This is a genomic window from Rathayibacter sp. RFBD1, from assembly GCF_002932915.1.
Classification (GTDB): Bacteria; Actinomycetota; Actinomycetes; order Actinomycetales; family Microbacteriaceae; genus Rathayibacter.
Genome location: NZ_PSWQ01000012.1, coordinates 80,669 through 96,674 on the forward strand (window position 1 = coordinate 80,669; position 16,006 = coordinate 96,674).

Below are 16,006 nucleotides of genomic sequence, written 5' to 3' on the forward strand. Positions count from 1 at the left end.
GTCAGGGCGGGGAGCCCGTCGCGTCCCGGGCCTCAGACGAGCCCGAACTCCGCGTCCAGCGCGTCCAGCTCCGCGGCGAACGACGCGCGCAGACTCTCCTTCTCGTCGGCGGGCAGCCAGGAGGCCTCCGCTCCGGTGAGCGCCATCTCGCGCAGCTGACCGGCGGTCGCGCCGATCGGGCCGGCGGCGAGGCGGTACTCGTCGGCGAGCGTGGTCGGGAACATCCCGGGATCGTCGGAGCACGGCACGACCCGCAGTCCCGCGTCGAGCATCGCCCGGATGGACGCGCGCCGCCAGGGCCGCCAGGAGCGGCGCGAGGTCGTCGAGGCGACGGTGAACACCACGCCCTGCTCGCGGACGCGCTCGACGACGGCGGGGTCCTCGAGGACGAAGTAGCCGTGGTCGATCCGGTCGCAGCCCAGCAGATCGAGGCAGGTCGTCGTGTTGGCCGCGGTCGGGGCGTGCTCGGAGGAGTGGGCGGTCCGGCCCAGGCCGGCCTCCCCGGCGAGGCGGTAGGCGTCGGCGAAGCGCTCGGGCGGACCCGCCGTCTCGAGGTTGTCGAGCCCGATCCCCGCCACGTAGTCGTGGGGGTGGCGGACGACCTCGCGGACCAGCTCGAGCGCCTCCTCCCCGCTGCGGCTGCGGTCGATGCCGGCGATCATCCGCCCCGTCATGCCGAAGTCGCGCTCGGCCATCCGGATGCCCTCGGCGTAGGCCTCGACGCTGCCGCGGTAGCCGAACCCGGCGAGGTGCTCCGGGACGGCGTCGAAGAACAGCTCCAGGTGGCGGGTGCCGCTCGTGCGGTGGGCGTCCTCGAACGCCTCGTGCACGATCCGGGTCAGGTCCTCCGGAGTGCGGAGCAGCTGCACCACCCAGTTCGAGACCTGGAAGAGCGAGTACGACACCGCGGGCTCGTCGGCGGAGCGGCCCTGGGGCACCGGGATCACGGTGTCCCGGTAGAGCGCCGGGTCCGGGGGCAGCGAGTTGATGTCGGCGAAGATCCGCTCCGGCTCGGCCGGCAGGGCGAGGCCCTCGCGGCGGGCGAGCTCGGCGAAGGTCGCGGGCCGCACGGTCCCGATGAGGTGGCAGTGCAGATCGGCCTTCGGGATCCGGCGGATCCACTCGTCGGGCACGGCGGCGGTGGGGGTGGTGCTCATGGCGGTCTCCGGAGGTGCGGGATCGGACGGTCGGGGCCCCGTGCGCGGGCGTCGCGCACGGGGCGGGCCGCTACTGGGCGGTGACCTCGCGGGCGAAGCGGTCGACCCACTCCGAGCGGGTGGGGACGAGCTCGGCGGGGTCGAGGGTGGAGTAGCCGGCGGCGGTCGGGTCGGCCGCGATGTCGCCGACGACGGCCGTGATGGTGTCGGGCACCTCGGCGGAGAGGTTCACGGGCAGGTCGCCGACGATCGCGGCGGAGGAGGTCTGCGCCTCGACCGAGAGCAGGTAGTCGATGAACTGCTCGGCGGCGTCGACGTTCGCGGCTCCGGTCGGGATCATCGCGCGGTTGGTCGCCATGTAGCGGCCGGTCGCGGGCGGGGTCCACCCGATCGGCTCGCCGGAGGCCACCAGGTCGGTGGCGAAGCCGCTGAGGGCGTCGGCGGCGACGATCTCGCCCTGCGTGAGCAGGTTCGTGACCTCGGTGGAGGAGCTGTAGAACTGCAGCACTCCGGGGGCCCAGTCGGCGAGGGTGCTGAGGGCCGCGTCGATGTCGTACGGGCCGGAGCCCTCGGTCGCGGCGACTCCGCTGACCATCAGCTGGCCCGCAGTGACGGAGATGTCGGGCAGCGCGACCTTCCCGGCGTTCGCGGGGTCGGAGTAGACCGACCACTGCGCCGCCTGGTCGGCGGTGAGGGCGTCGGTCGAGTAGAGCGTGCCGTTGAGCTGGTAGCTGTAGGCGGGCCCGAGGTAGGACTCCTCGGTGGCGAAGGCGGCGACGTCGGCGAGCGCGGGCACCGAGGCCGCGTCGACCTGCTGGAACAGGTCGTCCTTCTGGCCCAGCGCGGCGTAGTAGTCGCTGATGAGCATCACGTCGACGCCGGGGTCGTTCCCGCCGGCCAGCTGGAGCTGCGAGAGGCGGTCGGAGTTGGAGCCGGTCTCGACCTCGACCTCGATGCCGGTGGCCTCGGTGAACGGGTCGATCACGGCCTCCTGGAACTCCTCCACGCCGAAGGGGAAGGTGCTGACCACGAGCGACTGCGCGTCGGACTCGTCGGAGGAGCCGGAGCCGGAGCAGCCGGCCAGGGCGAGGGCGCCGATGACGGCCCCCGCGGTGAGGGCGAGCGTGCGCCGGGCGGTGGTGCGGGACATGGCGGGTCCTTTCGAGGGGCGGTGGAGGAGGAGAGCGCTGCGGGGCGGGAGGGAGCAGGCGGTGCGGGGCGGGAGGAGCGAGGGGTGGGAGGACCGCGGATCAGGCCGGGACGTCGGCGGCGAGCGGCACCAGCCGCGCGGCCGGCGCCGAGACCACGACGGCGTCGCCGGGGGAGAGCGCGGCCGATCCGTCGGCCCGGACGTCCGACACCAGGCGCACCGGGGCACCGGAGGGGTCGGTCGCGGCCACGGTGACCAGCACGTCGACGCCGCGGTAGGCGACGTCGACGACCACGCCGTCGAGCGCGAGCCCGGGCGAGGCGGGGGCCGTCGCCGACACCGCGAGGTGCTCGGGCCGGACCGTCGCGAGCGACCCGTCCGCGAGGACGAGGAAGTTCTCGTAGCCGAGGAAGTCGGCGACGAAGCGGTTCGCGGGGGAGCCGAAGACGGCGCTCGGGGCGCCCTGCTGCATGATCCGCCCGGCGCGCATCAGGACCATCTCGTCGCTCATCTCGAGCGCCTCGTCCTGGTCGTGGGTGACGAGCACCACGGTCAGCCCGGTCTCCGCCTGGATGCGGCGGATCTCGGAGCGCATCTGCACGCGCAACCGGGCGTCGAGGTTCGACAGCGGCTCGTCGAGCAGGAGCAGCCTCGGCCGGATCGCGATGGCCCGGGCGAGCGCGACCCGCTGCTGCTGGCCGCCGGAGAGCTTCCTCGGCCTGCTGGCGGCGAGGTGCGCCAGGCCCACCATCTCGAGGCTCTCCACGACCCGGGCCTGCCGCTCCGCCCGCCCGACTCCGCGCAGCTTCAGCCCGTAGCCGACGTTCTCGGCGACGCTGAGGTGCGGGAAGAGCGCGTACGACTGGAACACCATGCCGAGCCCGCGCTTCTCCGGGGGCAGCTTCGTGCTGTCCAGGCCGTCGATGAGGATGCGGCCGGAGCTGGGGGCCGAGTAGCCCGCGAGCATCCGGAGCGAGGTGGTCTTGCCGCAGCCGCTGGGGCCGAGCAGGGTGGTCAGCCGCCCCGCGGGGATCGCGAGATCGATGCGGTCGACGGCGGTGAAGTCCCCGAAGACCTGGCTGACGTTGACGAATTCCGCTGCGGCGCTCATCGGTTGATGCCTCCGAAGATCTGGGCGAAGCCGACGCTGCGCTCGGCGAGGAACGCGATGACGACGGTCGCCGCGAGGATGAGGGTGGAGGTGGCCGCGACCATCGGGTCGTAGCTCTGCTGCACGTAGTCGAGCATCGTGACGGGCAGGGTCCTGGCGTCGCGGCTCTGCAGCAGGAGCGACAGGGGGACGTTGTTGAAGGACGTCACGAAGCCGAGCAGGGCGGCCGAGAAGACGCCGGGGCGCAGGATCGGCAGCGTGATCGTGAAGAAGGTGCGCAGCGGTCCGGCCCCGAGTCCGCGGGCGGCCTCCTCCAGCGCCGGGTCGCTGGTGGCGAGCGAGGCGCCGGTGACGCGCACCGCGTAGGGGAGCAGGAGCGCGGTGTGGCCGACGAGGAGCACGGCGGCGTTGTCGACCTTGAGCGTCACGACGAGCTGCTGGAAGAGGGCCAGCCCGACGACGAGCTCGGGCACGATCAGCGGCGAGAGGAAGAGCCCCTCGACGATCCCCTTCCCCGGGATGCGCCCGCGGTGGATGGCGAGGGTCGCCGGGATCCCGAGCAGGAGCGCGATCGCAGTCGAGAGGACGGCGAGCTGAGCGCTGGTGGCGAGCGACTCGAGGAACGGGTCGTACGAGAGCGCTTCGCCGAACCAGCGGAACGAGAAGCCCTCCGGCGGGAAGCGCAGCGTGGACCCGGCCGTGAACGCCGTGGCGACGACGAACAGGATCGGCACGATCATGATCACGTAGCCGGCGACGGCCAGGGTCGCGGCGACGGGGCGGCGGGTCCTCACGAGACGGCCCCCCGGCGTGCGACGAGCGAGGAGAGCCCCGAGACGAGGAAGACCAGGATCGTCATCACTATCGCCGTGGCCGACGCGCCCGCCCAGTCGATCGTCACGCTGGAGTACGAGAACAGCTGCGTGCTCAGCATCCGCTGCGAGGACCCGCCGAGCAGGTACGGAGTCGTGTACGCGGTCACGGATCCCGCGAAGACGAGGGTCGCCGCGACGACGACGCCGGGGAGCGAGAGCGGCACCACGACGTCCCAGAAGGTCCGGGTCGGGCTCGCGCCGAGGCCGCGGGCGGCGTCGTCGAGCCCGGCGTCCACCTGCGAGACGGCGGAGTAGCAGGAGATGATCGCGAGCGGGAGGAACAGCTGCGTGAGGCCGAGCACGATCGCCAGCTCGGTGTAGAGCAGCTGGGGGGCCTCGTCGACCAGGCCGGTCGCGACGAGGAGCTGCCCGATCGCGCCGTTGGAGCCGAGGACCACGAGCCAGCCGAAGGTGCGCACCACGTTGCTGAGCAGCAGCGGGAAGATCGCGAGGGCCAGCAGCACGCCCGCCCAGCGCGAGGTGGAGCGGGCCAGCAGGTAGGCGATCGGGAAGCCGAGGACGACGCAGATCAGCGTGACGACGAGGCCGATGCCGACGGTGCGGCCGATGATCCGCAGCTCGTACGGGTCGGTCAGCATCTGGCCGACTCTCGCGATCACGTCGGCGGCGGTGGCGCCGGGCGGCGCGAACAGCATCACGAGCGACGGGACCACGAAGAACAGCAGCAGGAACCCGAGTCCCGGCAGGAGCAGGAGGGGAGCGGATCGTGTCCTCACGGGTTGCTCCTTCCGGGGCGAGCGGTGGCCGGCTGCGGATGTAACCGGTTGCATCGACCCTACGGGTGCGGCGGTACCCGGTCTGCGTCGCCCGTGTAAATTCCGTGTTTCGGAATCCGGGACCGCTTCGCGCCGCCGGTGCGACCGGTTGCAGGCGGGCCCCTATGATCGCGGGAGGACCGCAGGGAGGAGCCGGATGGCCACGCTCGCCGACGTCGCCGCCCTCGCCGGCGTCTCGAAGGCCACCGCCTCGCGCACGCTCTCGCGCCCGGAGGTCGTCTCGCCCGAGACGGCCGCCCGCGTGCTGACCGCGGCGGCCAAGCTCGGCTTCATCCCGAACTCCGCCGCGCGCCAGCTCGCCCGCGGCCGCACCGGCGTCGTGGCCCTGGTCGTCCCCACGCTCGACAACGCCTTCTTCACTCCGATCATCGGAGGGGCGCAGCGCCGCGCCGACGAGGACGGCCTGCAGCTGACCGTCGCCGTGCACCCGCTCGAGGCCGTGCGCGAGCTCGGCGCGTTCGACCGGCTCTCGCGGCAGGTCGACGGCTTCATCGTCGTCGCTCCCCGCGGCGGGGACGAGCTGCTGCTGGCGGCCGGATCGCACAAGCCGACCGTGCTGGTGGACCGCGAGGTCGACGGTCTCGCCTCCGTCGTCGCCGACACGGCCGCCGCGTTCGGGTCGCTGGTGGCGCGCTTCGCCGCCGACGGGCACGAGCGCGTGCTCTACCTCGGCGGGCCGGAGGGCTCGTGGCAGGACAGGCAGCGCACCGCGGCCGTGCACGAGGCGGCGGCGAGCGGAGGAGCGGAGCTCACGGTGCTCGGGCCCTTCCCGGCCACCTTCGCGGCCGGCGTCTCGGCCGCGGCCGCGGTGCGCGAGTCCGGAGCGACGGCGGTCGTGCCCTACGCGACCGCTCTCGGGCTCGGGGTGCAGTACGCGCTGCTGGCCTCCGGCGGCCTCCCGGAGCGGCTCGTGGTGAGCTCGGAGCGGTCGATCGTCGACGCGCTCGGGCTGGTGGGGGTGCCGGCGGTCGACGTGGACGGCGAGCAGCTGGGCCGGGCGGCCGCGGAGCTGCTCATCGAGCGCCTCGCCCGACGCGACGCCCCTCCCGAGCGCCGCCGCCTGCCGGTGCCCGTGCAGTGGCCCGCGGCCTGAGCCGGGACGGTTCCCGACGGGGCCGCGCGGCTCCGGGAGGCCGGACGCGGTCCCGCGGGTCGGACGCCGCTATGCCATGAGCGCGACCGCCGTCCACGAGACGGGCGGGAGGGTCAGCGTCAGCACGCCGTCCTCGAGCGTCGCCGGGGCCTCGCGCAGGCGCACGCGGTCCTGGTCGTCGCGGGTGTTCTTCGCGTAGGGGTCCTCGTCGAACAGGGCCACCGCCTCCGCGATGCTCGAGACTCCGAGGCCGCTGACGTCGACGGTGACCTCGATCGGCTCCGTCTGCGAGCGGTTCACCAGGAAGACGGCCGCGCGGCCCTCGTCGACGGTGGCGACGGAGTCGATGAGCGGAGCGTCGCCGTGGCGGGCGGTCGAGTAGGTCTCCGCGTCGATCCGGGGGCGCAGCACCGAGCCGGAGGCCAGGCGTGCAGTGGTCGAGAACGGGAAGAACGTGGTCTGGCGCCACGCGGCTCCGCCCGGCTCGGTCATGATCGGCGCGATCACGTTGACGAGCTGCGCGAGGGAGGCGGAGGTGACCCGGTCGGAGTTCTTCAGCAGCGTGATCATCAGGTTGCCGAGGACGACGGCGTCGGCGACGGAGTAGACGTCCTCGAGCAGGCGCGGGGCGTAGGCCCACTCGCGGGTGCTCTGGTCGCCCTCGGCGTCGGCCTTCTCCTTGGCCTGCCACTCCTCGAGGTACCAGACGTTCCACTCGTCGAAGGAGAGCTTGATGTCCTTCGTCTTCTTGAGCTTGAACTTCACGTGGTCCACGGTCGCCGCGACGGTGGCGATGAAGTACTCCATGTCGAGGGAGGAGGCGAGGAAGGAGCCGAGGTCTCCGTCGTACTCCTGGTAGTAGGCGTGGCACGAGACGTACTCGACGTCGTCGTACGCGTGCTCGAGGACCACGCGCTCCCACTCGCCGAAGGTCGGCATCGACGAGCTCGACGAGCCGCAGACGACCAGCTCGAGCGAGGGGTCGGCGATCTTGAGGGCCTTGGCGGTGCGGGAGGCGAGCTTGCCGTAGTCGTCGGCGCTCATGTGGCCGACCTGCCAGGGGCCGTCCATCTCGTTCCCGAGGCACCACATGCGGATGTCGTAGGGCTCGGTCCCGCCGTTGGCGATGCGCTGGTCGGCGAGAGCGGTGCCGGCCGGTCCGTTGGCGTACTCGAGGACGTCGAGCGCCTCGAGGACGCCGCGGGTGCCGAGGTTGACGGCGTACATGATCTCGCTGCCGGTCAGCTCCGCCCACTTCGCGAAGTCGTCCAGCCCGACCTCGTTGGTCTCGAGCGAGTGCCAGGCCAGGTCGCGGCGGCGGGGGCGCTCGGAGCGCGGGCCGACGCCGTCCTCCCAGCGGTAGCCCGAGACGAAGTTGCCGCCGGGGTAGCGGATCGTCGTGGTGCCCAGCTCCTTGACCAGCTCGACCACGTCGAGGCGGAACCCGTCCTCGTTCGAGGCGGGGTGGCCGGGCTCGTAGATGCCGTCGTACACGCAGCGGCCGAGGTGCTCGACGAACGAGCCGAAGAGGCGCGGAGTGACGGGGGCGACGACCGCGGCGGGGTCGAGGCTGATGCGCGCGGTGGCGGCGGGGGCGTCGGTCATGAGGGCCTTTCGGGCTTCGGGCTCCCGCAGCGGGCTCGGCGGCGAGCGGTCTTTCTAACGTTGTACACGATGGTCCGCCCCGCCTCCGCTGCTGTCAAGAGCGGCACGGGACCCACCCGCCTCGCTGCGCCGCTGCCGAGATCGGCAGACCTCCTCGCGCGTCGGCCCTCCCCGCCGCCGCTCAGCGCACCTGTGCTCGACTGGGCGGGTGCCCTCCTCCGATGCCGTCACCGACGCCTGCTCCGAGCTCGCCGACCGCGCCGACGCCCTCGCGGCGTCGCATCCCCGCCCGCGCGCGTTCCTCGCGGCCGTCGCGAAGGACGTCGCCGGCATCCGCAGCGCCCCGCTCGGCGCCCTCGACCTGGCGCACGGCGGCCGCAACCGGGTCCGGGGGAAGGGCTTCCGCCGCCCCTACGACGACGGCACCCGCGGCCAGGCCCGCCACTTCGCCGGCGTCGCGGGCGCCACGCTGTACCTCGGCGGCCCGCTCGCGCACCTGTTCCTCCGTACCGTCGGCGGCGACGTCCGCGGCTCGGCCGACGACCGGCTGACGACGCGGGCCGTGGAGTGGAGCCGGCTCCTCCGCCGCGGCGAGCTGGCCGTCGCGGACGCGGGCGCGTGGATCCGCCGCGAGATCTGCGGCAGCGGGACCTGCGCCTAGGCCCCGGCCGACGCCCGGCCGACCGACGGGTCCTCCGCGATCGGCCGGCCCGCGGTCGACTCCCGGGCGACCACGGTGAACGCCGCCTCGTGGAGCGTCCCGGGGCCGGTGCGGGTGCCCTCGATCCGCGCCTGCAGCACCTCGACCGCGGTGCGCGCGATCTCGTCGCGCCCCGAGTCCACGGTGGAGAGGCTGGGGGAGGAGTAGCCCGCCTCGTCGATGTCGTCGAAGCCGATCACCGCCACCTCCTCGGGGACGCGGACCCCCGCCTCCTGGAGCGCGCGGACCGCGCCGAGTGCGAGGGTGTCGTTGAGTGCGAACACGGCGTCGAAGTCGAGCCCGGAGGCGAGCACGCGGCGCATCGCCTCGGCGCCGCCGGAGCGCCGCCACGGGCCCGAGACGCCGATCATCCGCTCGTCGTAGGCGATGCCGGCCTCGGCGAGCGCGGCGCGGTAGCCCTCGAGGCGGAGCGACGCCGAGCTGACAGCGGCGTCGGGGTGCGTCCCGAGCGCCACGATCCGGCGCCTTCCGGAGGCGAGCAGGTGCGCGGTGGCCGCGTGCGCCGCCGCGGTGTTCTGCATGGTGACGTGGTCGACCAGCCCGGTGAAGATCCGCTCGCCGAGCAGCACCAGGGGGAAGCCGACCGCGAGTGCGTCCTCGTCGGCGAGGCCCAGCGGGCTGAAGAGCAGGCCGTCGGTGAGCTGCCGGCGCTCGCTCGCCAGGACGCTCCGCTCGCGCTCGGGGTCGCCGCCGGTCTGCTCGATCAGCACCGTCAGGCCGCGCTCGTCGGCGGCGCGCATCACGCTGTCGGCGAGCTCGGCGAAGTAGGGGAGGCTCAGCTCCGGCAGGGCGAGGCCGATCACGCCGGTGCGGCCGCGGCGCAGGCTCCGCGCGGAGAGGTTGGGGCGGTAGCCCAGCTGCGCGATGGCCGCCTGCACCCGGGAGCGGGTGGCCGGGCGCACGTGCGGATAGTCGTTGATCACGTTCGAGACGGTCTTGATCGAGACGTCGGCGGCGCGGGCGACGTCGTGCAGCGTGACGGCCACGGTCCTCCCTCCGCTCGGCCCTCACGCTACCCCGGGGCTCCGCTCCGGCCTGTCGCGGATCGACGCCGGGGCGGCGTGCGGGCGGGGCGCGCCGCCGGAGCAGGACGCGCCCCGCGGCCGATCAGGTGTACCAGCTGGGCTCGGGGACGGTGTCGAGCAGGGCGAAGACGCCGACCTCGCGGCGCTTGTAGGGCAGCGGATCGTGCAGGGAGTGGGTGCGGAGGTTCCGCCAGTAGAGGTCGAGTCCGACCGAGCTCGCGGAGGCGCGGGCGCCGGTCAGCTCGAAGACGCGGGTCGCCGTCGCGAGGCCGTCCTCCACGATCCGCGCCTTGGCCGCGGCGATCCGCACGGCGATCTCGCCGCGGCGCCGAGGCGTCAGCTTCTCGCGCGGAGCGTGCAGCGCGGCCGAGAGCGCGGCCCCCGTCGCGTCGATCAGCGCCTCGTCGGCCCAGAGCCGGGACTGCAGGTCGCCGTATCCCTCGAGCACGTACCACTCGTCGCCGGCGCGCTCCTTGTCGTCGCCGCCGTACGGCCAGGCCCGAGTGTGCTCGCGGGTGTACTGCGCCGCGCGCTCGAGCGCTCCCTGCGCGATGCCGAGGTAGAACTCGGCGAAGACCTGCTGGATGACGGGCACGTTGAGGGTGTTGTAGACGAGCGGACGGTAGACCTTGTCGACGAAGCCGGCCGCGGCCGCCCACGGCACGCGGACGCCGCGGATCTCGACGGAGCCGGACTCGGTGAGCCGCTGGCCGAGGCTGTCCCAGTCGCGGCCGAAGACGATCCCCTCCTGATCGGTGGGGACGATCGCGAAGAGGTGGGTGTCCGTCCCCTCGAGCACCCCCTCGAGCACGGTCAGGTCGCTGACCACGCCGCCGGTCGAGAACGACTTGCGGCCGGTGAAGACCAGCTCGTCGCCCTCCTCCCGCACGGTGAGGTCGGAGTCGCGGGGGTTCACCGCGCCTCCGTAGAGGAGGTCCCCCTCGGTCGCGAGCTGCTCGACCGCGATGATCTGCTCAGGAGTCCCCACGAGGCGGGCCGCCCAGGCCCAGAGGTAGTGGTAGCCGAGCAGCTGGCCGATCGAGCCGTCGCCGCGCGCGACGGTGCGGACGACGCGGAGGGCGGTGGTCCACTCCTGGGCACCGCCGCCGTGCTCGGCGGGCCCGAGCAGCGTGACGAGGCCGGCCGCCTTGAGCAGGGCGACCTCGGCGAAGGGGGCGGCGCCGGCGCGGTCGCGCTCGAGGGCGTCGGTCGCGAGCACGGTGGCGACCTCCTCGGCGCGGACGAGCCAGGCGTCAGGGGAGTCGGGCCGGGGTGCGGCCGACCAGTGCTCGGCGGCGGCGCCGATCGTCGTCGCGGCGTCGGCGCCGGCGGTCGTGGGTGCGGTGGTGGTCACGGTGTCCTCGTCTCGTCGGGGGCGGTGTGCAGCGACTGTGCCAGGGCGAGGTGTCCGGAGCGAGGCGCGTGTCGCCCCGTGTCCGCGTGTGTCCGCGGATGACCGGCGGGCGCCTCTGCACGATTTTGACAATCGTTATCAATAGCCGTTAGCGTGGGGGCACCCGCCCGGCCCCTGACCCAGATCGGCTCACCGTGAAGACCCGCCTCCTCGCCCTCACCGCCCTCCTCGGCGGCACCGCGCTCGCCCTGAGCGGCTGCTCCGGAGCGGGCAGCGCCTCCGACAGCTCCTCCGCCGCCGCCGCGGGCGGGCCCGTGAAGGTCGTCGCGTCGACGAACGTCTACGGCGACCTCGTCTCGAGCATCGGCGGCGACCTGGTCGAGGTGACCAGCATCATCGACAGCCCGGACAAGGACCCGCACGAGTACGAGGCCACCGCCCGCGATCAGCTCGCGGTGTCCGGCGCGACCCTCGTGATCGAGAACGGCGGCGGCTACGACCACTTCCTCGACACCATGATCAGCGCGGCCGGCACCGAGGCCCCCGTCATCACGGCCACCGTGATCGCCGGCCTGGAGGACGTCCACGACCACGCGGAGGAGGAGGAGTCGGAGGGCGGGCACGAGCACGCGGAGTTCAACGAGCACGTCTGGTACGACCTCTCGGTGATGAAGGAGGTCGCGGGGCGGATCGGCGACGAGCTCGCCGCGCTCGACCCCGACAACGCCTCCGCCTACTCCGCCAATCTCGCCACCCTCGACGAGGGGCTCGACGCTCTGATCGCCCGCGAGGGCGAGCTGAAGGGCGCGCTCTCCGGCCGCTCCATCGCGATCACCGAGCCCGTCCCGCTGTACATGACCGATGCGCTCGGCCTGACCGACGCGACTCCCGAGGCCTTCAGCGAGGCGGTCGAGGAGGGCACCGACGTCCCCGCGACCACGCTCCAGGAGACGCTGGCGCTGTTCTCCGGCAAGGCCGTCGACGCGTTGATCTACAACGAGCAGACCGAGGGCGCGCAGACGGACGCGGTGCTCGACGCCGCGAAGGCCGCCGGGATCCCGGCCGTCCCCGTCACCGAGACGCTGCCCGAGGGCGACGACTACACCGGCTGGATGACCGCCAACCTCGACGCGATCGAGGGAGCCCTCTCCCAGTGAGCCACGACTCCCCGACCAGGCCCGTCTCCCCGGAGGCGGGCCCTTCGGCGTCCGTGCTGCGGCTGCGCGGCGCCGGCCTCCGCTTCGGCGACCGCGAGCTGTGGAGCGGCGTCGACCTCGACGTGCGCGCCGGCGAGTTCGTCGCGGTGCTCGGCGCGAACGGCTCCGGCAAGACGAGCCTCCTGCGCGCGGTGCTCGGCCAGCAGCAGCTGAGCGCGGGGGAGCTGCAGGTGCTCGGCGAGCCCGTGCACCGCGGCAACCGGCGCATCGGCTACATCCCGCAGCAGAAGCTCGCCGACGAGGGCACTCCGCTGCGCGCCCGCGATCTGCTCGGGCTCGGGATCGACGGCCACCGGTTCGGCCTGCCCCTGCCCTCCCGCTCCCGGCGCGCGGCCGTCGACGCGCTGCTCGAGGCCGTCGGTGCCACCGCCTTCTCCGACGCCCCCATCGGCAGCCTGTCCGGCGGCGAGCAGCAGCGCGTCCGCGTCGGCCAGGCGCTCGCGGGCGACCCGGCGCTCCTGCTCTGCGACGAGCCGCTGATCGCGCTCGACCTCGCCCACCAGCGAGCGGTCAGCGAGCTGATCGACCGGCACCGCCGCGAGCGGAACCTCGGCGTCCTCTTCGTCACGCACGACGTGAATCCGGTGCTCGGCATGGTGGACCGCGTGCTCTACCTCGCCGGCGGCCGGTTCCGGATCGGCACCCCCGACGAGGTCCTGCGCTCGGAGGTGCTCAGCGAGCTCTACGACGCACCCGTCGACGTGATCCGCGCCCGGGGCCGGGTCATCGTGGTCGGCGCCCCCGACCACTCGCACGTGCACGAGCACGAGGAGGGGCAGTCGTGACGGACGTCTGGTCGCAGATCTTCGACTTCTCGGACTACGGAGCGCTGCTGTCGCTCCTGATGAACTCGGTGATCGCCGGCGCGGTCCTCGGAGTGGTCGGCGGGCTCATCGGCGTCTTCGTGATGTCGCGCGACATGGCCTTCGCGGTCCACGGCATCAGCGAGCTCTCGTTCGCGGGGGCCTCCGCGGGGCTGCTGCTGGGCGTCGGCGTCGTCGAGGGATCGATCGTCGGCTCGCTGATCGCGGCGGTCCTGATCGGCGTGCTCGGCTCGCGCGCCCGCGACCGCAACTCGATCATCGCGGTGCTGATGCCGTTCGGACTCGGCATCGGCATCCTCTGCCTGGCCCTCTACCCGGGCCGCAGCGCGAACAAGTTCGGCCTGCTCACCGGGCAGATCGTCGCGGTCGACGACCCGCAGCTCGGGTGGCTGATCGGCATCTCGGTGGTCGTCCTCGTCGGTCTCGCGCTGATCTGGCGCCCCCTCACCTTCGCGAGCGTCGACGCCGACGTGGCGGCCGCGCGCGGCATCCCCACCCGGGCGCTCTCGATCGCGTTCATGCTCCTGCTCGGCCTCGCGGTCGCCGTCTCGGTGCAGATCGTCGGCTCGCTGCTCGTGCTCGCGATCCTGGTGACGCCGGCGGCTGCGGCACTGCGCCTCTCCGCCTCGCCGGTGGTCGTGCCGCTGCTGAGCGTGCTCTTCGCCGTCGGCGCGCTGGTGGGCGGCATCCTGCTCGCGCTGGGCGGATCGATCCCGATCAGCCCCTACGTGACGACGATCTCGTTCGCGATCTACGCGGTCTGCCGGATCATCGGCCGCAAGGGCGTCCGGCGCTCCCGGCTCGCCGTCGGCGGGGGGCGGTAGCGTGGCCCGGGTCGTGCGGAGTGGAGGTGGTCCAGTGGTCAAGCGCAACACGTGGCAGCGCGAGGCGGTGCGCGAGGCTCTCGGGCGTCGCGAGGACTTCGTCAGCGCCCAGGGCCTGCACAGTGCGCTGCACGCCTCCGGCTCGCCGATCGGGCTCGCGACGGTCTACCGCGCGCTCTCGGACCTGGCTGTGGAGGGCGAGGCCGACTCGCTGCAGTCGCCCGAGGGCGAGAGCCTCTACCGCGCCTGCACGCCGGGGACGCACCACCACCACCTGATCTGCCGCCGCTGCGGGCTGACGGTCGAGATCGCGGCCGACGAGGTCGAGGAGTGGGCGCGCTCGGTCGCGTCGCAGAACGGCTTCACGGACGCGCACCACGTCGTGGACGTCTTCGGGCTCTGCGCGGCCTGCACCGCGGAGCTCGCCGAGGCCTGACGCCGGTCCGGCCGGGAGCCCGTCCGCGGGCGCCCCTCGATCCTGGTCCGGCTCAGGCCGGGAGGAACACGCCGATCGACCGGTCCTTCACCACGGAGCCGGCGGGCAGCACCCGCCCGCTCATCGCGAGGTAGACGCCCGGCGGCAGCAGCTGCACGGCGGCCACCGCGGTGCCGAGGTTGAACGCGGCATCGCTGTCGAGCATCCGTGCGGGCTGCATCGCGCCGGTGAGGACGACCACCCGATCGCGGACGACGCCGAGGGCCTCGGCCGTCGCGGTCATCGTGTCGGTGCCGTGGGTGAGGACGATCCGGTCCTCCTCGGCGGCGAGCACCCGCTCGCGGATGAGGGCCCGATCGGCGTCGTCGAGCTCGAGGCTGTCCTTGGCGAGGACCTCCTCGACGCGGAACTCGAGCGTGGTGAGCACCGGGGCGAGCAGGCGCGGCACCATCGGGGCGCCGATCTCGAGCTCGCCCGCGAGCGAGTACTCCTTGTCGACGGTGCCACCGGTGGTGAGGACGAGGATGCGGTCAGTCACGCGATCAGACTAGGCGCCGCCTCCGACACCGGCACGTTCGTGCGCAGTGGCCGCGCCACGGCGGCGGCGGCGGCCCGCATCGGGAACGATGGAGCGCATGACATCCTCCTCCCCGTCCCTCCTCCGCACCGGCGCCAAGGTGCTCCTCGGCTCCGCCCTCCTCTTCGCGGGGGTGAGCCACCTCACCCGCAAGCGGGAGGAGTTCCAGGCGCAGGTGCCCGAGTGGGTGCCGCTGGACAAGGACGCGGTCGTGCTCGCCTCGGGCGTGGTCGAGATCGGGCTGGGCGCCTCGCTGGTGCTCGCGCGCCGACGGGCGCCGCTGGTCGGAGCCGTGGCCGCCGCCTTCTTCACCGCGATCTTCCCGGGCAACGTCTCGCAGTGGGTGACGCGGACGAGCGCCTTCGGCCTCGACACCGACCGCAAGCGCGCCGTGCGCCTCGCGTTCCAGCCGCTGCTGGTGGCGTGGGCGCTCTGGTCGACCCGGCGTCCGCGGGGCTGATCCCACTCGGCGGGCGGCACGCCGGGCGGCACGACGCCGGCCGTGAGCGCGTGCCGCCCGCCTCGGAGGATCCTCCTCAGCCGCCGCCGTGCTGCGCCTCGGCCAGCAGCGGCGCGAGCAGCTCCTCGATCCGGCGCCGCGCCCCCTCGGCGTCGCCCGCGGCGATCGCCTCGACCAGCTCGGCGTGCTGCCGGGCGTGCACGTCCTCCTCGCCGACGACGTCCTCCTCCAGCACCGACTCGAACATGCCGGTGAGGCCGTCGTAGAGCTCGACGAACAGGTCGTTGTGGGTCGCGACGACGACGGCCCGGTGCAGCGCGGTGTCCGCGGCGATCCGCTCGGCGAGCTCCGGCGCCTCCCACGAGCGGGCCCGGCGGGCCAGCAGGGCGCGGAGGGCGGCGACGTCCTCCCCGGTGCGGCGCTCGGCCGCCAGCGCGGCCGTCGCCCCGTCGATCGCGAACCGCAGCTCGAGGCCCTCCCGGCGGGCGGCGCTCGGGATGCGGCGGCGCAGCGACTCGGCGAGCTGCGAGCGCGCGGTGACGAACGTGCCGCGCCCCTGCTCCCGCCGCACGAGGCCCGCCTGCACGAGGGCCTGGACGGCCTCGCGGACGGAGTTGCGTCCGGCGCCGGTCCAGCGGGCGAGCTCGGCCTCCACCGGGATCCGCTCGCCGACGGCCCAGCGGCCGGAGCGGATCTCCTCGTGGAACAGCGCCGTGACGTGGTCGATCACGCTCTCGCGCTGGAACGGCGCCGCGGGGCTAGACTCGCCAGAATTCATCC

At 73.6% G+C, this 16,006-nt stretch carries 17 protein-coding genes; 7 read left to right on the plus strand and 10 right to left on the minus strand.

What is annotated here, in order from left to right; genetic code table 11:
- Positions 1-32 precede the first annotated feature (32 nt).
- The 5 genes from C5D50_RS06190 to C5D50_RS06210 all read right to left on the minus strand — a co-directional run bounded on the left by C5D50_RS06190 (position 33) and on the right by C5D50_RS06210 (position 5,030).
- On the minus strand, positions 33-1,157 hold the full coding sequence (locus tag C5D50_RS06190; RefSeq protein ID WP_258069570.1) for a hypothetical protein: 1,125 nt from the start codon (positions 1,155-1,157) through the stop codon (positions 33-35).
- A gap of 70 nt (positions 1,158-1,227) precedes the next feature.
- Positions 1,228-2,307 (minus strand): extracellular solute-binding protein, encoded by a 1,080-nt coding sequence (locus tag C5D50_RS06195; protein ID WP_104288957.1) that lies wholly within the window; start codon positions 2,305-2,307, stop codon positions 1,228-1,230.
- A gap of 100 nt (positions 2,308-2,407) precedes the next feature.
- Complete coding sequence (locus C5D50_RS06200; protein ID WP_104288958.1) at positions 2,408-3,418, minus strand: ABC transporter ATP-binding protein; 1,011 nt, start codon at positions 3,416-3,418, stop codon at positions 2,408-2,410.
- Entirely contained in the window at positions 3,415-4,212 is a 798-nt protein-coding gene (locus C5D50_RS06205) for an ABC transporter permease (protein ID WP_104283062.1), read from the minus strand. Before C5D50_RS06205 ends, C5D50_RS06200 begins: the two co-directional genes overlap by 4 nt.
- Positions 4,209-5,030 (minus strand): ABC transporter permease, encoded by an 822-nt coding sequence (locus C5D50_RS06210; RefSeq protein ID WP_104283063.1) that lies wholly within the window; start codon positions 5,028-5,030, stop codon positions 4,209-4,211. The genes C5D50_RS06205 and C5D50_RS06210 overlap by 4 nt, the downstream gene beginning before the upstream one ends.
- Before the next feature lie 196 nt (positions 5,031-5,226).
- Here C5D50_RS06210 and C5D50_RS06215 point away from each other — a divergent pair, with 196 nt between their 5' ends.
- Entirely contained in the window at positions 5,227-6,183 is a 957-nt protein-coding gene (locus C5D50_RS06215) for a LacI family DNA-binding transcriptional regulator (RefSeq protein ID WP_104283064.1), read from the plus strand.
- A 69-nt stretch (positions 6,184-6,252) separates the two neighbouring features.
- Here the strand turns inward: C5D50_RS06215 and C5D50_RS06220 are convergent, their stop codons facing one another.
- A complete protein-coding gene (locus C5D50_RS06220) occupies positions 6,253-7,788 on the minus strand; it encodes an alpha-N-arabinofuranosidase (RefSeq protein ID WP_104283065.1) in 1,536 nt (511 codons plus the stop codon).
- 208 nt (positions 7,789-7,996) lie between these two features.
- Here C5D50_RS06220 and C5D50_RS06225 point away from each other — a divergent pair, with 208 nt between their 5' ends.
- Positions 7,997-8,449 (plus strand): hypothetical protein, encoded by a 453-nt coding sequence (locus C5D50_RS06225; RefSeq protein ID WP_104224546.1) that lies wholly within the window; start codon positions 7,997-7,999, stop codon positions 8,447-8,449.
- On the opposite strand, the gene C5D50_RS06230 is transcribed toward C5D50_RS06225, so the two are convergent.
- Both C5D50_RS06230 and C5D50_RS06235 read right to left on the minus strand, forming a co-directional pair.
- Positions 8,446-9,495: a LacI family DNA-binding transcriptional regulator gene (locus C5D50_RS06230; RefSeq protein WP_104283066.1), complete on the minus strand. Its 1,050-nt coding sequence runs from the start codon at positions 9,493-9,495 to the stop codon at positions 8,446-8,448. The two genes, C5D50_RS06225 and C5D50_RS06230, sit on opposite strands and share 4 nt — an antisense overlap.
- Before the next feature lie 121 nt (positions 9,496-9,616).
- Complete coding sequence (locus tag C5D50_RS06235; protein ID WP_258069571.1) at positions 9,617-10,888, minus strand: acyl-CoA dehydrogenase family protein; 1,272 nt, start codon at positions 10,886-10,888, stop codon at positions 9,617-9,619.
- Between the two features lie 194 nt (positions 10,889-11,082).
- Here C5D50_RS06235 and C5D50_RS06240 point away from each other — a divergent pair, with 194 nt between their 5' ends.
- From C5D50_RS06240 to C5D50_RS06255, 4 genes are read left to right on the plus strand one after another with little or no spacing between them, the layout of a single operon-like run.
- On the plus strand, positions 11,083-12,045 hold the full coding sequence (locus tag C5D50_RS06240) for a metal ABC transporter solute-binding protein, Zn/Mn family (RefSeq protein WP_104283067.1): 963 nt from the start codon (positions 11,083-11,085) through the stop codon (positions 12,043-12,045).
- On the plus strand, positions 12,042-12,890 hold the full coding sequence (locus C5D50_RS06245; protein ID WP_104283068.1) for a metal ABC transporter ATP-binding protein: 849 nt from the start codon (positions 12,042-12,044) through the stop codon (positions 12,888-12,890). Before C5D50_RS06240 ends, C5D50_RS06245 begins: the two co-directional genes overlap by 4 nt.
- Before the next feature lie 59 nt (positions 12,891-12,949).
- A complete protein-coding gene (locus tag C5D50_RS06250; RefSeq protein WP_104224551.1) occupies positions 12,950-13,753 on the plus strand; it encodes a metal ABC transporter permease in 804 nt (267 codons plus the stop codon).
- Between the two features lie 34 nt (positions 13,754-13,787).
- Positions 13,788-14,189: a Fur family transcriptional regulator gene (locus tag C5D50_RS06255; RefSeq protein ID WP_104238381.1), complete on the plus strand. Its 402-nt coding sequence runs from the start codon at positions 13,788-13,790 to the stop codon at positions 14,187-14,189.
- A 52-nt stretch (positions 14,190-14,241) separates the two neighbouring features.
- On the opposite strand, the gene C5D50_RS06260 is transcribed toward C5D50_RS06255, so the two are convergent.
- Positions 14,242-14,727: an asparaginase domain-containing protein gene (locus C5D50_RS06260; protein WP_104224541.1), complete on the minus strand. Its 486-nt coding sequence runs from the start codon at positions 14,725-14,727 to the stop codon at positions 14,242-14,244.
- A gap of 88 nt (positions 14,728-14,815) precedes the next feature.
- Between C5D50_RS06260 and C5D50_RS06265 the strand changes: the two genes are divergently transcribed.
- The gene (locus C5D50_RS06265) at positions 14,816-15,226 is read left to right on the plus strand and encodes a hypothetical protein (protein ID WP_181028836.1); all 411 of its coding nucleotides are present in this window, start codon (positions 14,816-14,818) and stop codon (positions 15,224-15,226) included.
- A 76-nt stretch (positions 15,227-15,302) separates the two neighbouring features.
- Here the strand turns inward: C5D50_RS06265 and C5D50_RS06270 are convergent, their stop codons facing one another.
- Positions 15,303-16,004, minus strand: coding sequence for a FadR/GntR family transcriptional regulator (locus tag C5D50_RS06270; RefSeq protein WP_104283070.1), 702 nt, complete (start codon positions 16,002-16,004; stop codon positions 15,303-15,305).
- Positions 16,005-16,006: the final 2 nt, after the last annotated feature.